Annotated in this window: 21 protein-coding genes and 1 pseudogene; all 22 read left to right on the top strand. The window is 53.3% G+C overall.

The genetic code is table 11. From position 1 onward, the window contains the following. Nucleotides 1-24: 24 nt before the first annotated feature. Nucleotides 25-402, top strand: coding sequence for a FlgB family protein (locus C1J03_RS22970; RefSeq protein WP_114888702.1), 378 nt, complete (start codon nt 25-27; stop codon nt 400-402). 13 nt (nt 403-415) lie between these two features. Beyond that, nucleotides 416-808 (top strand): flagellar basal body rod protein FlgC, encoded by a 393-nt coding sequence (gene flgC, locus C1J03_RS22965; RefSeq protein WP_114888701.1) that lies wholly within the window; start codon nt 416-418, stop codon nt 806-808. Between the two features lie 34 nt (nt 809-842). Further along, on the top strand, nt 843-1133 hold the full coding sequence (gene fliE / locus C1J03_RS22960; protein WP_114888700.1) for a flagellar hook-basal body complex protein FliE: 291 nt from the start codon (nt 843-845) through the stop codon (nt 1131-1133). Beyond that, the gene (locus C1J03_RS22955; protein WP_114888699.1) at nt 1133-1402 is read left to right on the top strand and encodes a flagellar biosynthetic protein FliQ; all 270 of its coding nucleotides are present in this window, start codon (nt 1133-1135) and stop codon (nt 1400-1402) included. Before fliE ends, C1J03_RS22955 begins: the two co-directional genes overlap by 1 nt. 2 nt (nt 1403-1404) lie before the next feature. Then, a pseudogene (locus C1J03_RS22950) lies at nt 1405-1755 on the top strand (flagellar hook-basal body complex protein); the annotation flags it as partial. Then, nucleotides 1748-2326: a flagellar M-ring protein FliF C-terminal domain-containing protein gene (locus tag C1J03_RS22945; RefSeq protein WP_114888697.1), complete on the top strand. Its 579-nt coding sequence runs from the start codon at nt 1748-1750 to the stop codon at nt 2324-2326. The pseudogene C1J03_RS22950 and the gene C1J03_RS22945, both read left to right, overlap by 8 nt. Further along, a complete protein-coding gene (locus C1J03_RS22940; RefSeq protein ID WP_114888696.1) occupies nt 2323-2928 on the top strand; it encodes a hypothetical protein in 606 nt (201 codons plus the stop codon). The genes C1J03_RS22945 and C1J03_RS22940 overlap by 4 nt, the downstream gene beginning before the upstream one ends. After that, nucleotides 2921-3205 carry a FliM/FliN family flagellar motor switch protein gene (locus C1J03_RS22935; protein WP_114888695.1) on the top strand — a complete coding sequence of 95 codons (285 nt, stop codon included), beginning with the start codon at nt 2921-2923 and terminating at the stop codon, nt 3203-3205. The genes C1J03_RS22940 and C1J03_RS22935 overlap by 8 nt, the downstream gene beginning before the upstream one ends. After that, on the top strand, nt 3205-3942 hold the full coding sequence (gene fliP / locus C1J03_RS22930) for a flagellar type III secretion system pore protein FliP (RefSeq protein WP_114888694.1): 738 nt from the start codon (nt 3205-3207) through the stop codon (nt 3940-3942). The genes C1J03_RS22935 and fliP overlap by 1 nt, the downstream gene beginning before the upstream one ends. Before the next feature lie 544 nt (nt 3943-4486). Next, the gene (locus C1J03_RS22925; RefSeq protein ID WP_114888693.1) at nt 4487-5227 is read left to right on the top strand and encodes a DUF2189 domain-containing protein; all 741 of its coding nucleotides are present in this window, start codon (nt 4487-4489) and stop codon (nt 5225-5227) included. Between the two features lie 69 nt (nt 5228-5296). After that, entirely contained in the window at nt 5297-6919 is a 1623-nt protein-coding gene (gene ccoN / locus C1J03_RS22920; RefSeq protein ID WP_114888692.1) for a cytochrome-c oxidase, cbb3-type subunit I, read from the top strand. 4 nt (nt 6920-6923) lie between these two features. Continuing rightward, the gene (gene ccoO, locus C1J03_RS22915) at nt 6924-7655 is read left to right on the top strand and encodes a cytochrome-c oxidase, cbb3-type subunit II (protein ID WP_114888691.1); all 732 of its coding nucleotides are present in this window, start codon (nt 6924-6926) and stop codon (nt 7653-7655) included. Beyond that, on the top strand, nt 7652-7819 hold the full coding sequence (locus C1J03_RS22910; RefSeq protein ID WP_114888690.1) for a cbb3-type cytochrome c oxidase subunit 3: 168 nt from the start codon (nt 7652-7654) through the stop codon (nt 7817-7819). The genes ccoO and C1J03_RS22910 overlap by 4 nt, the downstream gene beginning before the upstream one ends. After that, nucleotides 7810-8682, top strand: a complete 873-nt coding sequence (gene ccoP / locus C1J03_RS22905) for a cytochrome-c oxidase, cbb3-type subunit III (RefSeq protein ID WP_114888689.1) — start codon at nt 7810-7812, stop codon at nt 8680-8682. Before C1J03_RS22910 ends, ccoP begins: the two co-directional genes overlap by 10 nt. Beyond that, the gene (locus tag C1J03_RS25510) at nt 8669-8833 is read left to right on the top strand and encodes a hypothetical protein (protein ID WP_162798644.1); all 165 of its coding nucleotides are present in this window, start codon (nt 8669-8671) and stop codon (nt 8831-8833) included. Before ccoP ends, C1J03_RS25510 begins: the two co-directional genes overlap by 14 nt. Next, nucleotides 8830-10926 (top strand): heavy metal translocating P-type ATPase, encoded by a 2097-nt coding sequence (locus tag C1J03_RS22900; protein ID WP_114888688.1) that lies wholly within the window; start codon nt 8830-8832, stop codon nt 10924-10926. The genes C1J03_RS25510 and C1J03_RS22900 overlap by 4 nt, the downstream gene beginning before the upstream one ends. Continuing rightward, a complete protein-coding gene (gene ccoS, locus C1J03_RS22895; protein WP_114888687.1) occupies nt 10923-11099 on the top strand; it encodes a cbb3-type cytochrome oxidase assembly protein CcoS in 177 nt (58 codons plus the stop codon). Before C1J03_RS22900 ends, ccoS begins: the two co-directional genes overlap by 4 nt. 359 nt (nt 11100-11458) lie before the next feature. Then, complete coding sequence (gene gloA2, locus C1J03_RS22890; protein ID WP_114888686.1) at nt 11459-11857, top strand: SMU1112c/YaeR family gloxylase I-like metalloprotein; 399 nt, start codon at nt 11459-11461, stop codon at nt 11855-11857. A 182-nt stretch (nt 11858-12039) separates the two neighbouring features. Next, nucleotides 12040-13611: an acyl CoA:acetate/3-ketoacid CoA transferase gene (locus C1J03_RS22885; RefSeq protein ID WP_114888685.1), complete on the top strand. Its 1572-nt coding sequence runs from the start codon at nt 12040-12042 to the stop codon at nt 13609-13611. After that, a complete protein-coding gene (locus tag C1J03_RS22880) occupies nt 13608-14375 on the top strand; it encodes an enoyl-CoA hydratase/isomerase family protein (protein ID WP_114888684.1) in 768 nt (255 codons plus the stop codon). Before C1J03_RS22885 ends, C1J03_RS22880 begins: the two co-directional genes overlap by 4 nt. 4 nt (nt 14376-14379) lie before the next feature. Continuing rightward, the gene (locus C1J03_RS22875) at nt 14380-15900 is read left to right on the top strand and encodes an aldehyde dehydrogenase family protein (RefSeq protein WP_114888683.1); all 1521 of its coding nucleotides are present in this window, start codon (nt 14380-14382) and stop codon (nt 15898-15900) included. 41 nt (nt 15901-15941) lie between these two features. Next, nucleotides 15942-17192 carry an ABC transporter substrate-binding protein gene (locus tag C1J03_RS22870; RefSeq protein ID WP_114888682.1) on the top strand — a complete coding sequence of 417 codons (1251 nt, stop codon included), beginning with the start codon at nt 15942-15944 and terminating at the stop codon, nt 17190-17192. Nucleotides 17193-17221 lie beyond the last annotated feature (29 nt).

The raw sequence follows: 17221 nt of genomic DNA, 5'->3' as shown, positions 1-17221 counted from the left end.
GAAATTGATCGAGGGAGAAGCCCGATGTTCGAAAATCTCTCAGTTCTGAAAATGGCATCTGCGATGGCGGTCCATGCAGGAAAGAAGCAAGGCATTGCAGCGCAGAACGTCGCAAACGCCGATACGCCCGGCTACGTCGGACGCGACCTTCCGGACTTCCGGACGAGCTATGGGTCTGATTCGCCAGCGCAACGCGCCACCCGGTCAAATCATCTTCATGGTGCGGAAGATGGCCAAGCAGCGATGACTCCAATTGCCTTAGGGGGCGAAGCGTCGCCCAACGGGAATAATGTGTCACTGGAAGGTGAAATCATGAAATCCGCGAGTGCCAAGAGCCAGCATGACCGAGCTCTGGCGATCTACCGTTCGGCACTAAATGTGCTGCGTACAAGCAGCAAATGATTGGAGAGTTAAAATGAGTGATTTCGCAAATTCTCGAGCTGTATCTTCAAGCGGCCTCCAGGCTCAGGCGACACGCCTGCGGCACCTTTCTGAGAATATCTCAAATGCAGATACACCAGGTTACCGGCGCAAGATGATACCGTTTGAGACCGCTTTTGCTGCCGCTGACGGCGTTGCGAAAGTTGAAGTTGGGCGGGTCCGGTTGGACCAAACAGAATTAGAAAAAATCTATGATCCGTCGCACCCACTTGCCGATGAAACCGGGCACTTGTCCGGTTCGAACGTCAATTTACTCATTGAACTTGCAGATGCGCGAGAAGCGCAGCGCAGCTATGAGGCTAACCTCAAAATGTTTGAGCAGTCGCGCAAGATGTCGTCTGGTTTGATGGACTTGCTGCGCCGCTAACCCTTTCAGAGAACTGAAATCAAGGAGATCCAGAATGGAAATGAAGTCACTGTCGGCAATCCAGAGTTATACCTCGGCGAGACCTGCAACCGAACCTGCCAAGGGTGCGGATGGCATAGGTGCGGCGATGAAAAACGTCGCTGTGGATTTTGCCGAGACCCTGGCGCAGTCAGAGCAAGTAGCCCAAGCGGCTATGGTTGGCGACGCTGATCCGCACGCTTTAGTGCAAGCACTGGCACAGACGGAACTTGCTGTTGAAACGGCTGTGAGCGTACGCAACAAAGTTGTCGAAGCGTACCAGGAAATCCTGCGGATGCCCGTCTAATGTTGGATGAGGTAATTTTTTTCGATACGCTGCGGGAAGGTCTTTGGATTGCGGTGGTTGTCTCCATTCCGATCCTGACCGTGGCCTTGCTGGCTGGTGTTTCGATCGGCTTAGTTCAAGCTCTAACATCCGTTCAGGAAATGACACTGACGTTCGTACCCAAGCTAGGTGCAATCCTGATCGTGTTCTGGATGTCGATGGGATTCATGACGCAAACGCTCGTCTCATTTTTCCACAACCGAATTATTCCACTGATTATCGGAGGCTGAATATGGACAATGCTGGTTATATTGCTCTGACGCGTCAAACGGGTCTCGCCCGTGAAATGCAGACGGTTGCTAACAACATTGCGAATGCTGCAACAACCGGTTTTCGGGCGGAAGGCGTCATCTTTTCTGAATATGTCCAGCGGGTTGATGATGGGGCTTCATTGTCGATGGGGCAGGGGAACGTGCGCAAGACCTCCTACGAGCAAGGTGCATTGACCCAAACTGGCGGAACCTTTGATGTTGCCATTGAAGGGGATGGATATTTCCTTGTGGAAACCCGGCAAGGCGAGCGACTGACCCGAGCCGGCGCGTTCACACCTAATGCCGAAGGGGAGTTAGTGACCTATGACGGCTAATGGTGAGGGCGAAACAGTTGCGGCCCCACGCGAAGAAACCGAGATCGAAGCACTCAAAGAACTGGTGTCCTCTGCAGTAGGCTTTGACGAGGCGCGCGGCGACATTATCACTATCAAATCAATGGCGCTGCAGTCCGTGCCACCGGCGGGCACGATTGCTGGGATCTCAATAGTTGACCGGTTCAATCTTGACGTAATGTCCGTCATTCAAATGGGGATCCTAGCGCTAGTTGCTCTGGTCCTTGGGCTTTTTGTCGTTCGCCCAGTTTTATCTCGTTCGTCGATGGTCGAACCAAGGGCCATCGCAGCATTGTCCGGAGCTGAAACAGACAAAACTCAAGCTGCGTTGACTGGTGAACTTGCGCCTGACGATCTCGATCTACCTCATTTATCACCAATCAATGTGACATCCGAGCTTGGTCTCCCTGATGAAACACTGGGCATTTCGGCGCTGAAAGGCAACACTGAAGATCCAGTTGCTCGGTTGCGTTCAATGATTGGTGAAAGGCAGGAAGAGACGGTCGAAATTCTCCGCGGCTGGCTTGAAGACAAGGAGGAAAATGCATGAGCTCAATATCTCATCGCTATAAAGATTTTACCTCCATTGCGCGCGGTCCAGAGGAAGCAGAAATCGCAAAGATTGACATTTTAGAAGAGAAAAGATTGCAAATCTTCGAAGATGGCTATCAGGCAGGGTGGGTTGATGCAATCAACGCTCATCAAACTGATCAAACCAATATCTCCGTTGATTTTGCCCAGAACCTTCAAGACATGTCATTCACCTACCATGAAGCACTGATGAAGCTGACAAATGGTCTTCAGCCACTGTTTGGTGAAATACTGCATAAATTACTACCGCAACTAGCCGCCAACGCATTGGGTGGTCATGTTTTGGAACAGCTTTCTGAGATAACGTCTATGCAGATGGAGGGCACCGCTACAATTACAGTCGCGCCAGAAAACTACGACGCTGTGCAAGCACTGCTTGAACAAAACGAGGCGCATCTTCCTTTTGCATTGAAATCGGAATCAAATCTGAGCGCAGGCCAAGTTTATATCAGACTTGGCCTTTGGGAGCGTGAGATCAATTTGGATGAAGTGACCGATGGCATCGCCAAAGCTGTTTCGGCTTTTTTCCACCAAACCAAGTCGGAGACACCTGATGACTGATACCGCTATGCCCGCTACCGATACCTCAAATCCCTTCACGGCCGTGTCGATTGAAGTCACTGTATGTGTTGGTAAGGCTCGCCCTTTAGTTAGGGATCTGGTGATGCTTGGCGAAAATGCCGTCCTGACGCTCGACCGGCGAATAGATGACCCAGTGGATCTTTACGTTGGCGACCGCTTGATTGCGCGTGGAAGCCTTGAAGAGCAGGAGGGTGATAATTCGGGCCAATTAGTCGTGCGTTTACTTGAGGTGATCGACGCAAAAAAGGGCAACTGATGTCGACGAGAGTTTGGCTGCTTACTTTACTTATGCTCAACTTAGCATTGCTCCCGAGTACTGGATTCGCACAAGATCTCTCAATTTCATTAGGGGATGATACTTCAATCTCCGCGCGCACAATTCAGCTTTTTGCGCTCGTAACTGTCCTCAGCCTTGCTCCTGGGCTAGCAATTATGGTTACGTGTTTTCCATTCCTTGTTACCGTTTTGTCGATCTTGCGCCAAGCCATCGGGCTGCAACAGTCGCCACCAAATATGCTAATTGTAAGCTTGGCTCTATTCTTAACCTATTTTATCATGGAGCCAGTTTTCACTGCGGCTTGGGAATATGGAATTGAGCCCCTTACTGCAAACACAATAGATGCTGAGACAGCTTTTGTTAGAACGCTGGAGCCGTTTCGCGTCTTTATGGCGAACAGACTTGACCCAGATACGTTCTTTGCAATGGCTGAACTTCGACCGGATACAGTAGCAGCTCAACCTACAGCTGATGCTCCGCTCTCGGTATTGGTTCCTAGTTTTTTATTGTCAGAAATCTCTAGAGCGTTTCAAATTGGGTTTTTGATCTACCTTCCATTTTTGATTATTGACCTCGTAGTTGCAGCGATTTTGATGTCGATGGGTATGATGATGGTGCCCCCCGCAGTCGTTTCTTTACCGTTTAAGCTCGCTTTTTTTGTGATCGCAGACGGGTGGGCCCTTATTGCAGGGAGTCTTGTGCGGAGCTATTTTTAGCGGGGTTGTTGAAATTCGAACGGGAAGCGGTTTCTTCGTGAGAATAGCGAAAAGGAAACAATCTGGGAGAAAATCGTACTTGGTACTTTTGCCATATTGTTTTCTCTCATGGGCCTCAGCCCCATAGTTCTCCGCCTTTGGGGCGTCAGTACACTCAACGTAGTGCCATTGTGCCGCTTCTGTACCTGCACACTGAGGGCATTCCTCCTTCTGGACCGCACCCCTTAGCCAGTGCCTTCTGCCTAGGATGGAGACGACACCTTCGCCAAGGTGACGTTTTCCATCGAAATGAACAACCTTTCAGCAATGAAAATTGTGTGGAGACTGGCAGGAAAAATTATCGGCTGACGTGCGGACTGTCTAATGAAGCAAGATGATCCCACGCTCCGCCAACGGGCCTTCAACCAAGAGCAAGCTGAGTGGAAATCGAAAGAAAATAGCTTTGTTTGTTGTGCTTGCGCAAAGTTGGGTTGAGATCGGCGGTCTATTCCGTGAAGATACGGGTAGACGCCATATTCCACGAATCTTAAATTGAGGGACCTCCATGAAGGCATCTGAATACACAAGAGCCCGTGTTTTGAAGGGCGAACCCCTTTCCATAATCAAGGGGTGGCTTTCGGCGGGATGGTCGGATTTTCGTGCAAACCCCGGACTGTCACTGGCTTACGGGATTGGATTGGTTGTTCTGGGTTGGGCGTTGATCTGGGTGCTTGGGGCAACTGGACTGGCGTGGATGTTGCTGCCGCTCCTGGCTGGTGGTGTTCTTGTAGGCCCGGTTGCGACGGTTGGTCTCTACGCCGTAGCGAGAGGCAAAAAGGACGTCGCGGCAAAGGGGCAAATTGCACTGGTCGGGGTTATCCTGATGGTCTTTGCCCTGACGTGGATCAGGGCCGCCACGGTGTTGTTTGCCATTGAATACGGCTTGCGGCCTTTTGCGGGATTTTCCGAGACCTTGGAACTGATGTTGAGCACCCCGTCAGGGTGGATATTACTGATTGTCGGCTCATTGGTTGGTGGGCTGTTCGCAGCACTCGGCTTTGCTGTTTCGGCTTTTTCGCTCCCGATGCTGGTAGAGCGCAACATAGACGGATTTTCGGCGATGGGGCTTAGTTTTAACGCCACTACACAGAATTTCCGGTTGGCGGTTCTGTGGGGCGTTACCATTACCATTCTTTCCGGAATTGGTATTCTAACGGGTCTGCTTGGCTTGGTTATCATCTTCCCGCTGCTTGGGTACGCCACATGGCACGCCTACGCTGAGCTGTTTCAAGGAGAGCCGCAATGACCGCGCCTGTTCCCAACGGATTAATCCGCGTTTCTTCATCACTACAAACCCACAAGCAGGAGGCCTGTCATGCGGTCTGAAATGACGCTCGAAGATCTTGTGCTGATGGTGGTCCTGTTCCTCGTCATGCTGGGAGGTATCGCGATATTGGGCTGGGGTGTGCCAATTGCCTATGTTTTGCATGGGTGGCTTATTGCGATTGGTGCAGGTTGGGGGCTGATGTGGATCATAAACCGCATCACTGATCCCAAAGTCGAAGTTCCGCTGGAATACAGCGACACCGTTATCAAGTATGGTGTGATCGCCACATTGATTTGGGGGGTGGTCGCGTTTGCCGTTGGCGATATCATCGCGTGGCAACTCGCCTTTCCCGATTTGAACGGCGATATGTCATGGTCGAATTTTGGCCGAATGCGGCCTGTTCATACCTCGGGTGTCGTGTTTGGTTTTGGTGGTAACGCGCTGATCGCCACCTCGTTCTATGTAGTGCAACGTACTTCGCGGGCACGACTGGCCAGTGAAACGCTGCCTTGGATGGTTTTCTGGGGATACAATCTCTTTTTGGTTATTGCCGCGACCGGCTATCCGATGGGGATTACCCAGTCCAGAGAATACGCAGAACCGGAATGGTACGCAGACCTGTTGCTGTTGGTGGTGTGGGTCGGCTATCTATTTTTGTATCTCAAGACACTTTCGCGCCGAGCTGAGCCGCATATTTACGTGGCCAACTGGTACTATCTGGCCTTCATCGTAGTCATTGCGATGCTGCATACCGTCAACAATCTGGCAATACCGGTGTCGATCGAATATCCTAAAAGTTATTCGCTCTTTGCAGGTGTGCAGGACGCCATGACCCAGTGGTGGTACGGCCACAATGCCGTTGGGTTCCTGCTGACTGCGGGTTTTCTGGGGATGCTGTATTATTTCCTACCCAAAGCCGTGAACCGGCCGATCTATTCCTATCGCATGTCGATTGTGGGGTTTTGGGGGATCACGTTTCTTTATCTTTGGGCCGGATCGCACCACTTACATTACACGGCCTTGCCAGACTGGGTGCAGTATCTAGGCATGAGCATGTCGATCATCCTGCTGGTGCCCAGCTGGGCATCGGTGTTCAACGGCATCCTGACACTCAACGGTGCTTGGGACAAAGTGCGCACAGATCCTGCGGTGCGTTTCATGATGGTGGCTATTTTGTTCTACGGCCTGTCTACATTCGAGGGATCCTTTATGGCGATCCGGCCAGTGAATTCGCTGAGCCACTATACCGATTGGACCATCGGCCACGTTCATGCCGGTGCGCTGGGTTGGGTCGCCTTCATCACCTTTGGTGCCATGTATAAAATGGTGCCGTGGATCTGGAAACGTGAGGGAACCTATTCCCAAAAGCTGGAGGCCTGGCATTTCTGGCTCGCCCTATCCGGCACTCTGATTTACGTCGGAGCCATGTGGAACAGTGGCATCACGCAATCGCTGATGTGGCAGACCTATTCGGCTGATGGCGCGTTCCAATATTCGTTCCTCGACAGCGTGATCGCGATGCATCCTTACTATGTTGCCCGAGCTATTGGTGGGCTGCTCTATCTGATCGGGGCCTGTATCGGCGCCTATAATATTTACATGACAGTTAGCGGGCCAAAACTGGCTGAAACAGAGCATCCTGGGCCACTTGCCCAACGGCCGGCGGAGTAGACGCATGAGCACACGACATCAAAAACTAGAGCGCCATTCGTTAAAGTTTGCCATGGCCATCCTCGTGGTCGCCTCAATTGGTGGACTTGTTGAAATCGCGCCGCTGTTTACCATCGAAAACACGGTAGAAAAAGTTGAAGGGATGCGCCCGTATACACCGCTAGAGCTGGCCGGGCGTGACATCTACATTCGCGAAGGGTGCTATGCTTGTCACAGCCAAATGATCCGCACGTTGCGTTCGGATGTGGAACGCTATGGTCACTTTAGTCTGGCAGCCGAAAGCATGTATGATCACCCCTTTCAGTGGGGTTCTAAACGCACTGGGCCGGATTTGGCTCGGATTGGCGGAAAATACTCTGATGCATGGCATGTTGCTCATCTAGAAAAGCCCCGCGAACTTGTCGAAGGATCGGTAATGCCGGGCTATGCTTTCCTGTCAGAGGTGAGGTTGAATACCGGCCCGTTGCCAGCAGCGCTGAAAGCGCTGAGTTATACTGGTGTACCTTACACAGATGATCAGATCGAGAATGCTGGTAAGGCGGCCGCATGGCAGGCGGACGCAGAACAGTACTACGAGACCGAATTGCAGGAGCTTTTCGGCGAGAACGTACAAGTGCGCGATTTCGACGGTCAACCGCACATCGTGACGGAAATGGACGCGCTTGTGGCGTACCTGCAAATGTTGGGCACGTTGGTTAACTTCGATGCCCTGAATCAAGAGGAGATCGCCCGATGACACACGATGCTGTTCTGGTTTTCTCTAAAACGGCAGGCGCTATTTACCTGCTGACCGTGTTTCTAGGCGCTGTGCTTTGGACCTATTGGCCGTCACGTCGCCGTATCTATGATGAGGCGGCCCAATCGCCGCTGAATGACGAGGAGGATCATCCATGTCGGTAAAGGACAAGGATCCTATCAGCGGCACTGATATGACAGGCCACGAATGGGACGGTATCAAGGAACTGGACACACCAGTTCCATGGGCTGCCCGCTGGGCACTTTGGATCAGCATAGCCGTGGCGGTTTTGTTTTGGGTGCTCTACCCATCATTCCCATATGCGACGGATTATGCTCGCGGTTTTCTGGGCTATTCCTCTCGGACAGCCGTCAACGAAGCTGTCGCCGCTGCCGAAGCTGAACGTGCGGAGAATTTTGCACCTTTCGCGACTGATGACATCGTAGCACTGGCTGCCGACCCGACATTGGAGGAGTTGTACAGCGCGCCAATCTCCAAGCTGTACGCCGACAATTGCGCGGCGTGTCACCGCAACGATTTGGCCGGACAGGAGGGTTTCCCAAACCTCACCGACGCACATTGGCTGTGGTCCGGCGCGCCTGAAGAAATCGAATACGCCATCCGCTACGGGATAAACGCTGACAATGATGATGCGCTTGTCTCGCAGATGCTGGCTTTTGGGGCTGACGAAATACTGGAGAAACCTGAGATCAATGATGTCACTGATTTCGTCATGTCTTTGTCGGGGCGGGGCGAGGACGTCGCCGCCGTTGCGAGAGGGCAAATTGTGTACGAGGATAATTGTGCATCCTGTCACGGTGATGACGGGCGCGGTGGTTTGGAAGTCGGTGCGCCTGATTTGGGCGATGATCAGTGGATCTACGGCGCAGATCGAGAGCAGATCTATCAATCCATCTACGCAGGCCGCCAAGGCGTCATGCCTGCTTGGGACGGACGGCTGACGGATGAACAAATTCGCATGCTGACGCTTTATGTCCTCTGGGCAGGCGAAGATGGCGGAAGCTGAAGAAAATCCTCGATTTCGCCGGGCCATGTACCTCCTGATGTTTGTCCTGTTATTGGGGTACTTGACCTTTAAGGGCTGGCATCTGTCCGTTGCGTTTGAGGCGTTCAAAGATCAAGCTCTCGAGGGCCCAACCGCAGGGGCCGCCAAGTGAGTGCCTTTGAATCCACGGCACCTGACGGCACCATAAGCCTGACCTGTTCGCTGGAAGGGGTCAATTGTGCGGGCTGTATCGCCAAGATTGAACGGCACCTAAATTCTGTCGAAGGGGTGGTGCTAGCCCGGGGCAATGCTACTACCCGGCGCATGCGCCTGGTTTGGGACGATGCCAAGACCAACAGTGTGGTCTTGTTTGATGCCATTGGTGCACTTGGGTATACGGCGCACCCGTTTGACCCCACACAAAATCAACCGGAGCGTTCATCACTGCTGGGCCCATTGGCCGTGGCAGGATTTGTCATGATGAACATCATGGCCTTGTCCGTTTCTGTCTGGGTTGGCCTCGTTACGGACATGGGGTCTGGTACGATGGGCTTCATGCACTGGCTTTCGGCAGCGCTGACAGCCCCTGCGGTGTTTTACAGTGGTGCTGTGTTCTATGGCCCGGCCCTGCGTGCTTTGCGACATGGCCGGATGACCATGGATACGCCAATAACCATTGCGATCTTTGTCACCTATGCAGCCAGTCTTTTTGAAACTCTGCGCGGGAACGAACACGTTTATTTTGATGCAGTAGTCTCGCTGATATTTCTGCTGCTGATCGGCCGTGTGCTTGAACAGAAACTCAGCAAACGCTCGGGTATGGCAGCGGAAAACTTGCGCGCAATGATGAACGTCACAGCCCGTCGCAAGACGCATTCCGGACACGAGGACGTGCCTGCTGATCTGTTGATGCCGGGGGATGAGGTCTTGATCGAAGCAGGCGAACAGGTGCCCGCGGACGGTATTCTGCTGAATAATCTTGTGCAAGTGGATGAAAGCCCGCTGACCGGCGAAAGCCTACCCGTCAACATCGTAACGAACGCGCCATTGGCGGCGGGGTGTCTGTTGGTCACTGGTCCGGCTGAGATGCGTGTCACCCATGTGGGCAGTGATGCACAGCTTAGCCGCATCGCCGCACTCGCCGAAGAAGCCGCGGCCCATAAAGGGCAAATGCAAGAGCTGGCTGACCGGTTTGCACGTGGTTATGTGCCCTTGGTTTTGATCGGGGGGGCTGTGGGGTTTATTTGGTGGTATTTTATCGCTGGTGCCGATTTTGGCGAAGCGCTGATGATCGCCGTTGCGGTGCTCGTCGTGACTTGTCCCTGCGCGGCGGGGTTGGCCACACCTGCCGTCAGCGCACGAGCTGTCGATATATTGATGCAGGCAGGGATTGTGCTGAAATCAGGTGCCGCGCTGGAACGTCTGGCGCAGATCACACAGGTTGTTGCAGACAAGACCGGAACCTTGACCACAGCCCAGTTACAGCCTGACGCAGACATGAACACCCTTCGTGCTGCAGCTCCGCTTGCTGCGGGTAGTAGTCACCCCTTGGCGCGCGCTTTGTCGGGTGCAGTGCCGATGAAAGCGGCGTCAGATCTTAGCGAAGTTGCGGGGCAAGGCATGCGTACGCAAGACGGAAGGGTATTGGGATCAGCGGCGTTTGTTGGTGTGGCCAGCAGCGCGGAAGGCCCGGAACTGTGGTTTCAACAGTCAGACCAGCCCCCGGTCCGGATTGGTTATGACGAGACCCCGCGCGATGGCTTGGATGATTTTCTGCAAGGACTGCGTCAGCAGGGTCTTCCGCTCACGATCCTGTCGGGAGATCGCGAAGGTTCGGTCGCGCGTTTTGCAAAGGCGCATGGGATAACTGATTGGAAGTCGGAACAGTCCCCCGAGGCAAAGCTCCACTATTTACGGAGCGGCGATGAACACGTGCTTATGCTGGGCGATGGGATTAATGATGCCCCTGCGCTTTCGGCAGCGTCGGTATCAGCCTCGTTCGCTCAAGCAACACAAGTGGCCCAATCGGCGGCGGATCTTGTGCTACTGCAGGCCAATCCTGCGCGGTTGATCCCTGCAATTGAGCTGGCTCGGCAGGCGCACAAGTTGATCCTGCAAAATCTGCGCTTCGCAGCCCTCTACAATATTATCACGGTCCCATTGGCGCTGGCGGGCTGGCTTAGCCCGTTGCTGGCAGCACTACTAATGGCGACATCATCAGTTATCGTATTGGCCAATGGCCTGCGGCTTAGGATGCAGGGATGAGCGCCTCCTTTTATCTGATCCCGATTTCTCTTGTGCTTGGGCTGGTCGCTTTGGTTGGGTTCTTCTGGACCCTGCGCAATGGGCAATACAACGATCCTGAAGGTGACGCGCATCGAATCTTGACCGATGAAGACGACCGCCCGCTGAATGACAATGAACGCCGCCATCTTTGAGGTGCTCATTGATTTGAAGTTTTCTGACTCCTATCTGCCTGCCGATACACGGCCGAACTATTAGGGCCATGAACCACCCAAGCTACGATAGTGTTTGGCTCATCTGGTTGATGGTTTTTTTCGGTGTGTTCGGATGTTGCATGAAACGAATCCCAAGGACTTCTTTCGCTTTTTCAGGACAGCATTGCCAAGGCCGAAACGACGCCAATCCAGCTGACCCGTTCGGACGTTTTATTTAGAGCAACAAACGCGGCTACCTATGATAAATTGTTCATCATCTTCGACTATGCAATTGTCGGTGTTCGGACTGCTTTCGGAAGCTAGCAGCAAATGAACTACGTCTGCCAGGATTTGAGTAAATGTTTGAAGGTCTTCACCACGTCGCTTTGATTGCCAGCGATTACGACGCTTCGAAGCGTTTCTACACCAAGGTTCTTGGCCTTGAAGTGATTGCAGAAACTTACCGCAAAGAACGCGGTTCTTGGAAACTCGATTTGCAAGTCCCCGGGGGTGGGCAACTTGAATTGTTTTCGTTCCCAAATCCGACAGAGCGCCCCTCGCGCCCTGAAGCCTGCGGATTGCGACATTTAGCATTTCGGGTGTCAAATCTGGATGCGACAGTTGAGCACTTACGATCTCATCAAGTAGTTGTCGAAGATATCCGCGTCGACTCGCTGACGGGTGCCAAGTTTACGTTCTTTGCTGATCCTGACGGGTTACCACTTGAGCTCTATCAATGCCTAACCGTTATAAATTAGGAACTTTCTCTATCGGTCGCACAAAATTTAACGAACAACTTGTAAATTTTGGAACGTTCCAATATGAAGTATGGAACGTTCCATATGTGGATGGGGGAAGTCATGCGTTGGATTTTAGTCACGACCAGCATTGTCGCGGTGCAACAGGTTCAAATGACCTGCGTTAACCGTAAAGTATCCGCATGACCAAAGTTGCCGATGCCAGCCAAGCGGCAGACCGCATTCCAGACGGTGCCATTGTGTCTGTCTCGTCGTCTTCGACGCTTGGTTGTCCGGATGCTGTCCTCAAGGCAATTGGTGACCGGTTCGACCGCGACGGCCACCCGCAAAATATCACGTCGTTGCACCCAATTGCCGCTGGGGATGTCTACGGTGTCAAAGGTATGGATCATATTGCCAAAGATGGGTTGCTAAGCCGTGTCTTAGCGGGCTCGTACCCGTCCGGCCCATCCAATGTTGAAATGCCCGAGATTTGGAAAATGATCGCCGAGAACCGTGTGGCAGCCTACAATGTGCCCTCCGGCATTATGTTCGACATGCACAGAGAAGCCGCTGCGCATAGGCCCGGTGTTCTAACCAAAGTGGGGCTTGATACATTTGTTGATCCGCAGCTACAGGGCTGCGCTATGAATGACAAAGGGGCCGGGGTTTCAATCGTAAACCGCATCGAATTTGGGGGCGACACTTGGCTGCATTTCCCAAATATCATCCCAAATGTCGCAATAATCCGCGCCACAACTGCCGACGAACGCGGTAACCTCACCTATGAGCAAGAGGGCGCATATCTTGGCGGGCTAGAGCAGGCCATATGCGTGCGCAACAACGGCGGGCTGGTTATTGCGCAGGTCAAACGGGTTACGGCTAACGGCAGTCTGCGCCCCCATGATGTGCGGGTGCCGGGGCATCTTGTGGACTGTGTGGTAATCGATTCAGACCAAAAGCAGACAACGCAAACCGACTATGATCCGGCTATTTCGGGCGAAGTAATGCGTCCATGGGATAGCTTCAGCCACGCCGAACACGGTATTGAGAAAGTAATAGCGCGACGCGCAGCGCAAGAGTTGCGGCGTGGTATGACCGCCAATTTGGGCTTTGGCATTAGTGCCATGGTACCACGTGTCTTACTCGAAGAAGGTCACCCGGATGCCGTGACTTGGGCGATTGAACAAGGTGCCGTAGGTGGCGTGCCCCTGACAGGGTTTGCCTTTGGTTGTGCTTCTAATGCGGACGCGTTCGTGCCAGCCCCACAGCAATTTATCTACTTCCAGGGCGGGGGGTTTGATATCTCATTCCTGTCGTTCATGGAGGTCGATGTCCAAGGCAATGTGAACGTGTCAAAGCTAAGCAAAAAACCCTATCTGACAGCTGGTTGTGGCGGGTTTGTCGATATTACGTCCCGTGCCAAGAATATTGTTTTCTCTGGTTGGTTTGAAGCAGGTGCAAAAATTGACCTGGACGAGGACGGGATCAAAATATCTGCACCCGGCAAGTTCACAAAGATGGTAGATGAGGTCGAACATGTGACCTTCTCTGGTCGTCGCGCGCGTGAGCAGGGGCAAAACGTCATTTATGTAACTGAGCGCTGCGTGATCCGTTCAACTGACAACGGCCTCATCGCAACAGAGATCATGCCGGGCATTGATCCGCAGGAACATATCGTTGGACCTTCAGGTGGACGTGTTCAGGTTGCCGAAAACGCAGTTCAAATGCCCAAGGCCTTATTGAGCAGAGCTCCGATGGGGTTGAAGCTATGAGTGAAGTAACTCGGAAATATGAAGGCAATGCCGCCGTTCTCACACTATCAAATGAAGGCAAGTTGAATGCTCTAACGACAGGGATGCTGCGACAGCTCGAGGCTTATCTGACTGAGATAGAGCATCAAAACGAAGTTCGCTGTGTCATCCTTACGGGTGCCGGAGAAAAGGCATTCTGTTGCGGTGCCGACATCGCAGAGTGGGGCGGGTTGAGCCCTGCAGAATTCGCACGTTTTTGGGTGCGTGACGGGCACCGAGTTTTTGACCGCCTTGCGCGGTTTAGCAAGCCGACCATTGGTGCTCTTAACGGTCACGCATTCGGAGGTGGGTTAGAGCTTGCGGCATGCTGCGATTTGCGTGTGCTTTCAGCCAAGGCACGGCTGGCCCTGCCGGAAGCGAAGATTGGAATCGTTCCCGGCTGGTCAGGAACACAACGCCTTGCCCGCCTGCTGCCCGAACCTGTTGTCAAAGAAATGGCGCTTTTTGGGCACCAGATAACTGCGGAGCGGGCGTTACAACTTGGCTTTGTAGCCGAGCTTTCTGACGATCCCTCGTCCTCAGCCTACGACATTGCGGGATCCCTTGGCGCGGTCTCTCCGCGCGCAACTGAACTGGCCAAAGCAATGATCCATGGTGCAGTTGGCGAAGATCGCGCGGCCGCGATTGAGGTCTTAGGCAGTGCTGCAGCTGCTGCAAGTGCAGACCGCGATGAAGGCGTTCAGGCTTTTCTCGAAAAACGTTCTCCAAAATTTGACGGGCAATGAGCTTATGAAAGATCTTACAATTAACGCCGCTATCGACTTCGATTTACCGCCTATTTTTAAAGGTAGGCATTTGATTGATGGCGTCTGGATACAAAGCACAGAGACATTTGACCGCATCTCCCCCTCCCATGGGGTTGTGGTTAGCACATCGGCGTGCGGCGGAAAGGTGGAAGCAAATGCCGCTATCGCTGCTGCGCGCCGCGCGTTTGACGCGGGCATTTGGAGCCGTCTTTCAGGCAAAGCTCGCGCGAGTGTTCTACTAAAAATTGCCGATCTTATCGAAGCAAATGTAGAACGCATTGTGGTTCTGGAAACCTTGGAAAGCGGCAAGCCCATCAGCCAGTCCCGAGGCGAAGTCGGCGGTGCGGCTGACCTTTGGCGTTATGCTGCATCTTTGGCGCGCACGTCGCACGGAGATAGCCACAACACACTTGGTGAAGACATGCTGGGTGTTGTGTTGAAGGAACCGATCGGGGTGGTCTCGATCATCACGCCTTGGAACTTCCCCTTTTGGATCCTTAGTCAAAAGCTACCCTTTGCGTTGGCCGCTGGGTGTACCGTTGTGGTCAAACCCTCCGAGATGACGCCTTCTTCGACTGTGATGATGGGAGAGTTGCTGCTAGAGGCCGGGCTTCCCGCAGGTGTTTGCAATATCGTGTTGGGCTACGGCGATCCGGTCGGCAGCGTGATGTCGTCGCATGATGATGTGGATATGGTAACGTTCACCGGCTCGACAGGTGTGGGCAAACTCATAACGCAAGCCTCTTCAGGGACGCTCAAAAAGGTTGCGCTCGAACTGGGCGGTAAGAACCCGCAGGTAATCTTCCCAGACGCTGATCTGGAAAGTGCCGCCGATGCAGTGACATTTGGCGTCTATTTCAATGTCGGTCAGTGCTGTAATTCGTCCAGCCGGATCATCGTCCATGAAGATATCGCTGAGAGCTTTGTCGCGAGAGTGGTTGCACTGTCCAAACTGGTTAAATTTGGTGACCCTTTAGACCCCGAAACGCAGGTGGGTGCGATTGTAACGCCTGAACACAACGCGAAGATCGACGCATATGTACAAGCCGCCATCGCCGAAGGTGCCACTCTGGAACTTGGTGGGGGAGTTATGCCGGTCGAAGGGCTCGGTCATCAGTTCTACCAGCCAACCATCATTAGCGGGGTGCGACCAGATATGGCCATTGCCCGCGAAGAAGTTTTTGGTCCGGTTTTGTCGGTGCTCACTTTCCGCACCTTAGACGAGGCGATTGCCCTGACAAATGACAGCGAATTTGGGTTGTCTGCCGGTGTCTGGAGTGAAAACATGCACACCTGTCTGGAATTTGCCCGCAGAGCGCAAGCTGGGACAGTTTGGACCAATACTTGGATGGATGGCTACCCTGAGCTTGCATTTGGTGGGGTTAAGCAATCAGGCCAGGGCCGCGAAATCGGCAGCTATGGATATGACGAATTCCTTGAGGTGAAATCACTGGTGATGCGTATAGGGCGCAGCCGGGCACCTTGGGTTCAAGCCAGCACCTAACACGGGCTGGTATTTACTTAACGCAAACCGGGAGGAAACCTATGCGTTCGTTTCTAAATACAAAGACAGCAATTGCTCTGGCAATGGCCGTGAGTGCGACAACCGCTTACGCCGAAGATGTTGAAGTCCTGCACTGGTGGACTTCAGGTGGCGAAGCCGCTGCTCTGAATGTTCTCAAAGAGGACCTCAATGGCCAAGGCATTGGTTGGGTAGACATGCCAGTTGCTGGCGGCGGCGGTGAGCAAGCGATGACCGTTCTGCGCGCTCGTGTCACAGCAGGCAACGCACCGACGGCGGTACAGGGCCTTGGCTTTGACATTATTGACTGGGCAAAACAGGGATCGCTGGCAAACCTCAATGATGTGGCCGAAAAAGAAGGCTGGGATGCAGTTGTTCCAGCAGCACTGCAGCAGTTTGCAAAGGTTGACGGCAAGTGGGTGGCTGCTCCTGTGAACGTTCACTCAACCAACTGGGTTTGGGCGAACAAAGCGGTTCTTGATGCCAATGGCATTGCAGCACCGTCAACATGGGAAGAGTTCACTGCCGCGCTTGAAACACTTAAGGCTGCTGGCATCACGCCAATCGCCCACGGTGGTCAGGCTTGGCAGGACACAACCGTATTTGATGCGGTCGCAATGTCCGTGCTTGGAATTGATGGCTATCGTGCAGCCTTCATCGATCTTGATGAAAGCGTGCTTGGTGGTGATGCCATGGTCGAAGCATTCGACCGGATGACTGTAATTCGCGCCAACGTCGATGACAACTTCTCAGGTCGTGACTGGAACCTTGCAACAGCAATGGTCATCAACGGCGAGGCTGGTTTCCAGATGATGGGCGACTGGGCTAAGGGCGAATTCTTGAATGCAGGCAAAGTTCCTGGTGAAGATTTCCTTTGCTTCCGTTTCCCCGGCACGCAGGATCAAGTCACATTCAACGCTGACCAGTTCATGATGTTTGACCAAAGCGGTAATGTCTCCGCCGAGCAGGCAGCATTGGCTTCCGCCATCCTGTCACCGTCATTCCAGTCTGCATTCAATGTCGTCAAAGGGTCGGTTCCGGCACGTACAGATGTGTCTGACGAAGCCTTCGATAATTGCGGCAAGCAAGGCATGGCCGATCTGGCTGCTGCTGCGGCATCCGACAACCTGGTCGGTTCGCTAGCACACGGTCACGCAAACCCTGCATCGGTCAAGAATGCGGTATTTGACGTCGTCACCGCGCACTTTAACGGTGAGTACGACAGCGCAACTGCAGCGGCAGAGCTTGTCGACGCAGTGTCGATCGCAAAGTAACCTAACTTTAACAGGGCGGCGCATGTCGT

Source organism: Sulfitobacter sp. SK012 (assembly GCF_003352085.1).
Classification (GTDB): Bacteria; Pseudomonadota; Alphaproteobacteria; order Rhodobacterales; family Rhodobacteraceae; genus Sulfitobacter.
Note: the sequence above shows the minus strand (reverse complement) of the source record. Positions and strands in the feature narration are given on the sequence as shown.

Coding starts and splice junctions, on each gene's coding strand:
- C1J03_RS22945 (WP_114888697.1), top strand. CDS start 1,748: ATGACGGCTAATGGTGAGGGCGAAACAGTTGCGGCCCCACGCGAAGAA.
- fliP (WP_114888694.1), top strand. CDS start 3,205: ATGTCGACGAGAGTTTGGCTGCTTACTTTACTTATGCTCAACTTAGCA.
- C1J03_RS25510 (WP_162798644.1), top strand. CDS start 8,669: ATGGCGGAAGCTGAAGAAAATCCTCGATTTCGCCGGGCCATGTACCTC.
- C1J03_RS22925 (WP_114888693.1), top strand. CDS start 4,487: ATGAAGGCATCTGAATACACAAGAGCCCGTGTTTTGAAGGGCGAACCC.
- flgC (WP_114888701.1), top strand. CDS start 416: ATGAGTGATTTCGCAAATTCTCGAGCTGTATCTTCAAGCGGCCTCCAG.
- ccoN (WP_114888692.1), top strand. CDS start 5,297: ATGCGGTCTGAAATGACGCTCGAAGATCTTGTGCTGATGGTGGTCCTG.
- C1J03_RS22940 (WP_114888696.1), top strand. CDS start 2,323: ATGAGCTCAATATCTCATCGCTATAAAGATTTTACCTCCATTGCGCGC.
- C1J03_RS22970 (WP_114888702.1), top strand. CDS start 25: ATGTTCGAAAATCTCTCAGTTCTGAAAATGGCATCTGCGATGGCGGTC.
- C1J03_RS22870 (WP_114888682.1), top strand. CDS start 15,942: ATGCGTTCGTTTCTAAATACAAAGACAGCAATTGCTCTGGCAATGGCC.
- C1J03_RS22955 (WP_114888699.1), top strand. CDS start 1,133: ATGTTGGATGAGGTAATTTTTTTCGATACGCTGCGGGAAGGTCTTTGG.
- C1J03_RS22910 (WP_114888690.1), top strand. CDS start 7,652: ATGACACACGATGCTGTTCTGGTTTTCTCTAAAACGGCAGGCGCTATT.
- fliE (WP_114888700.1), top strand. CDS start 843: ATGGAAATGAAGTCACTGTCGGCAATCCAGAGTTATACCTCGGCGAGA.
- gloA2 (WP_114888686.1), top strand. CDS start 11,459: ATGTTTGAAGGTCTTCACCACGTCGCTTTGATTGCCAGCGATTACGAC.
- C1J03_RS22880 (WP_114888684.1), top strand. CDS start 13,608: ATGAGTGAAGTAACTCGGAAATATGAAGGCAATGCCGCCGTTCTCACA.
- ccoP (WP_114888689.1), top strand. CDS start 7,810: ATGTCGGTAAAGGACAAGGATCCTATCAGCGGCACTGATATGACAGGC.
- C1J03_RS22935 (WP_114888695.1), top strand. CDS start 2,921: ATGACTGATACCGCTATGCCCGCTACCGATACCTCAAATCCCTTCACG.
- ccoO (WP_114888691.1), top strand. CDS start 6,924: ATGAGCACACGACATCAAAAACTAGAGCGCCATTCGTTAAAGTTTGCC.
- C1J03_RS22875 (WP_114888683.1), top strand. CDS start 14,380: ATGAAAGATCTTACAATTAACGCCGCTATCGACTTCGATTTACCGCCT.
- C1J03_RS22885 (WP_114888685.1), top strand. CDS start 12,040: ATGACCAAAGTTGCCGATGCCAGCCAAGCGGCAGACCGCATTCCAGAC.
- ccoS (WP_114888687.1), top strand. CDS start 10,923: ATGAGCGCCTCCTTTTATCTGATCCCGATTTCTCTTGTGCTTGGGCTG.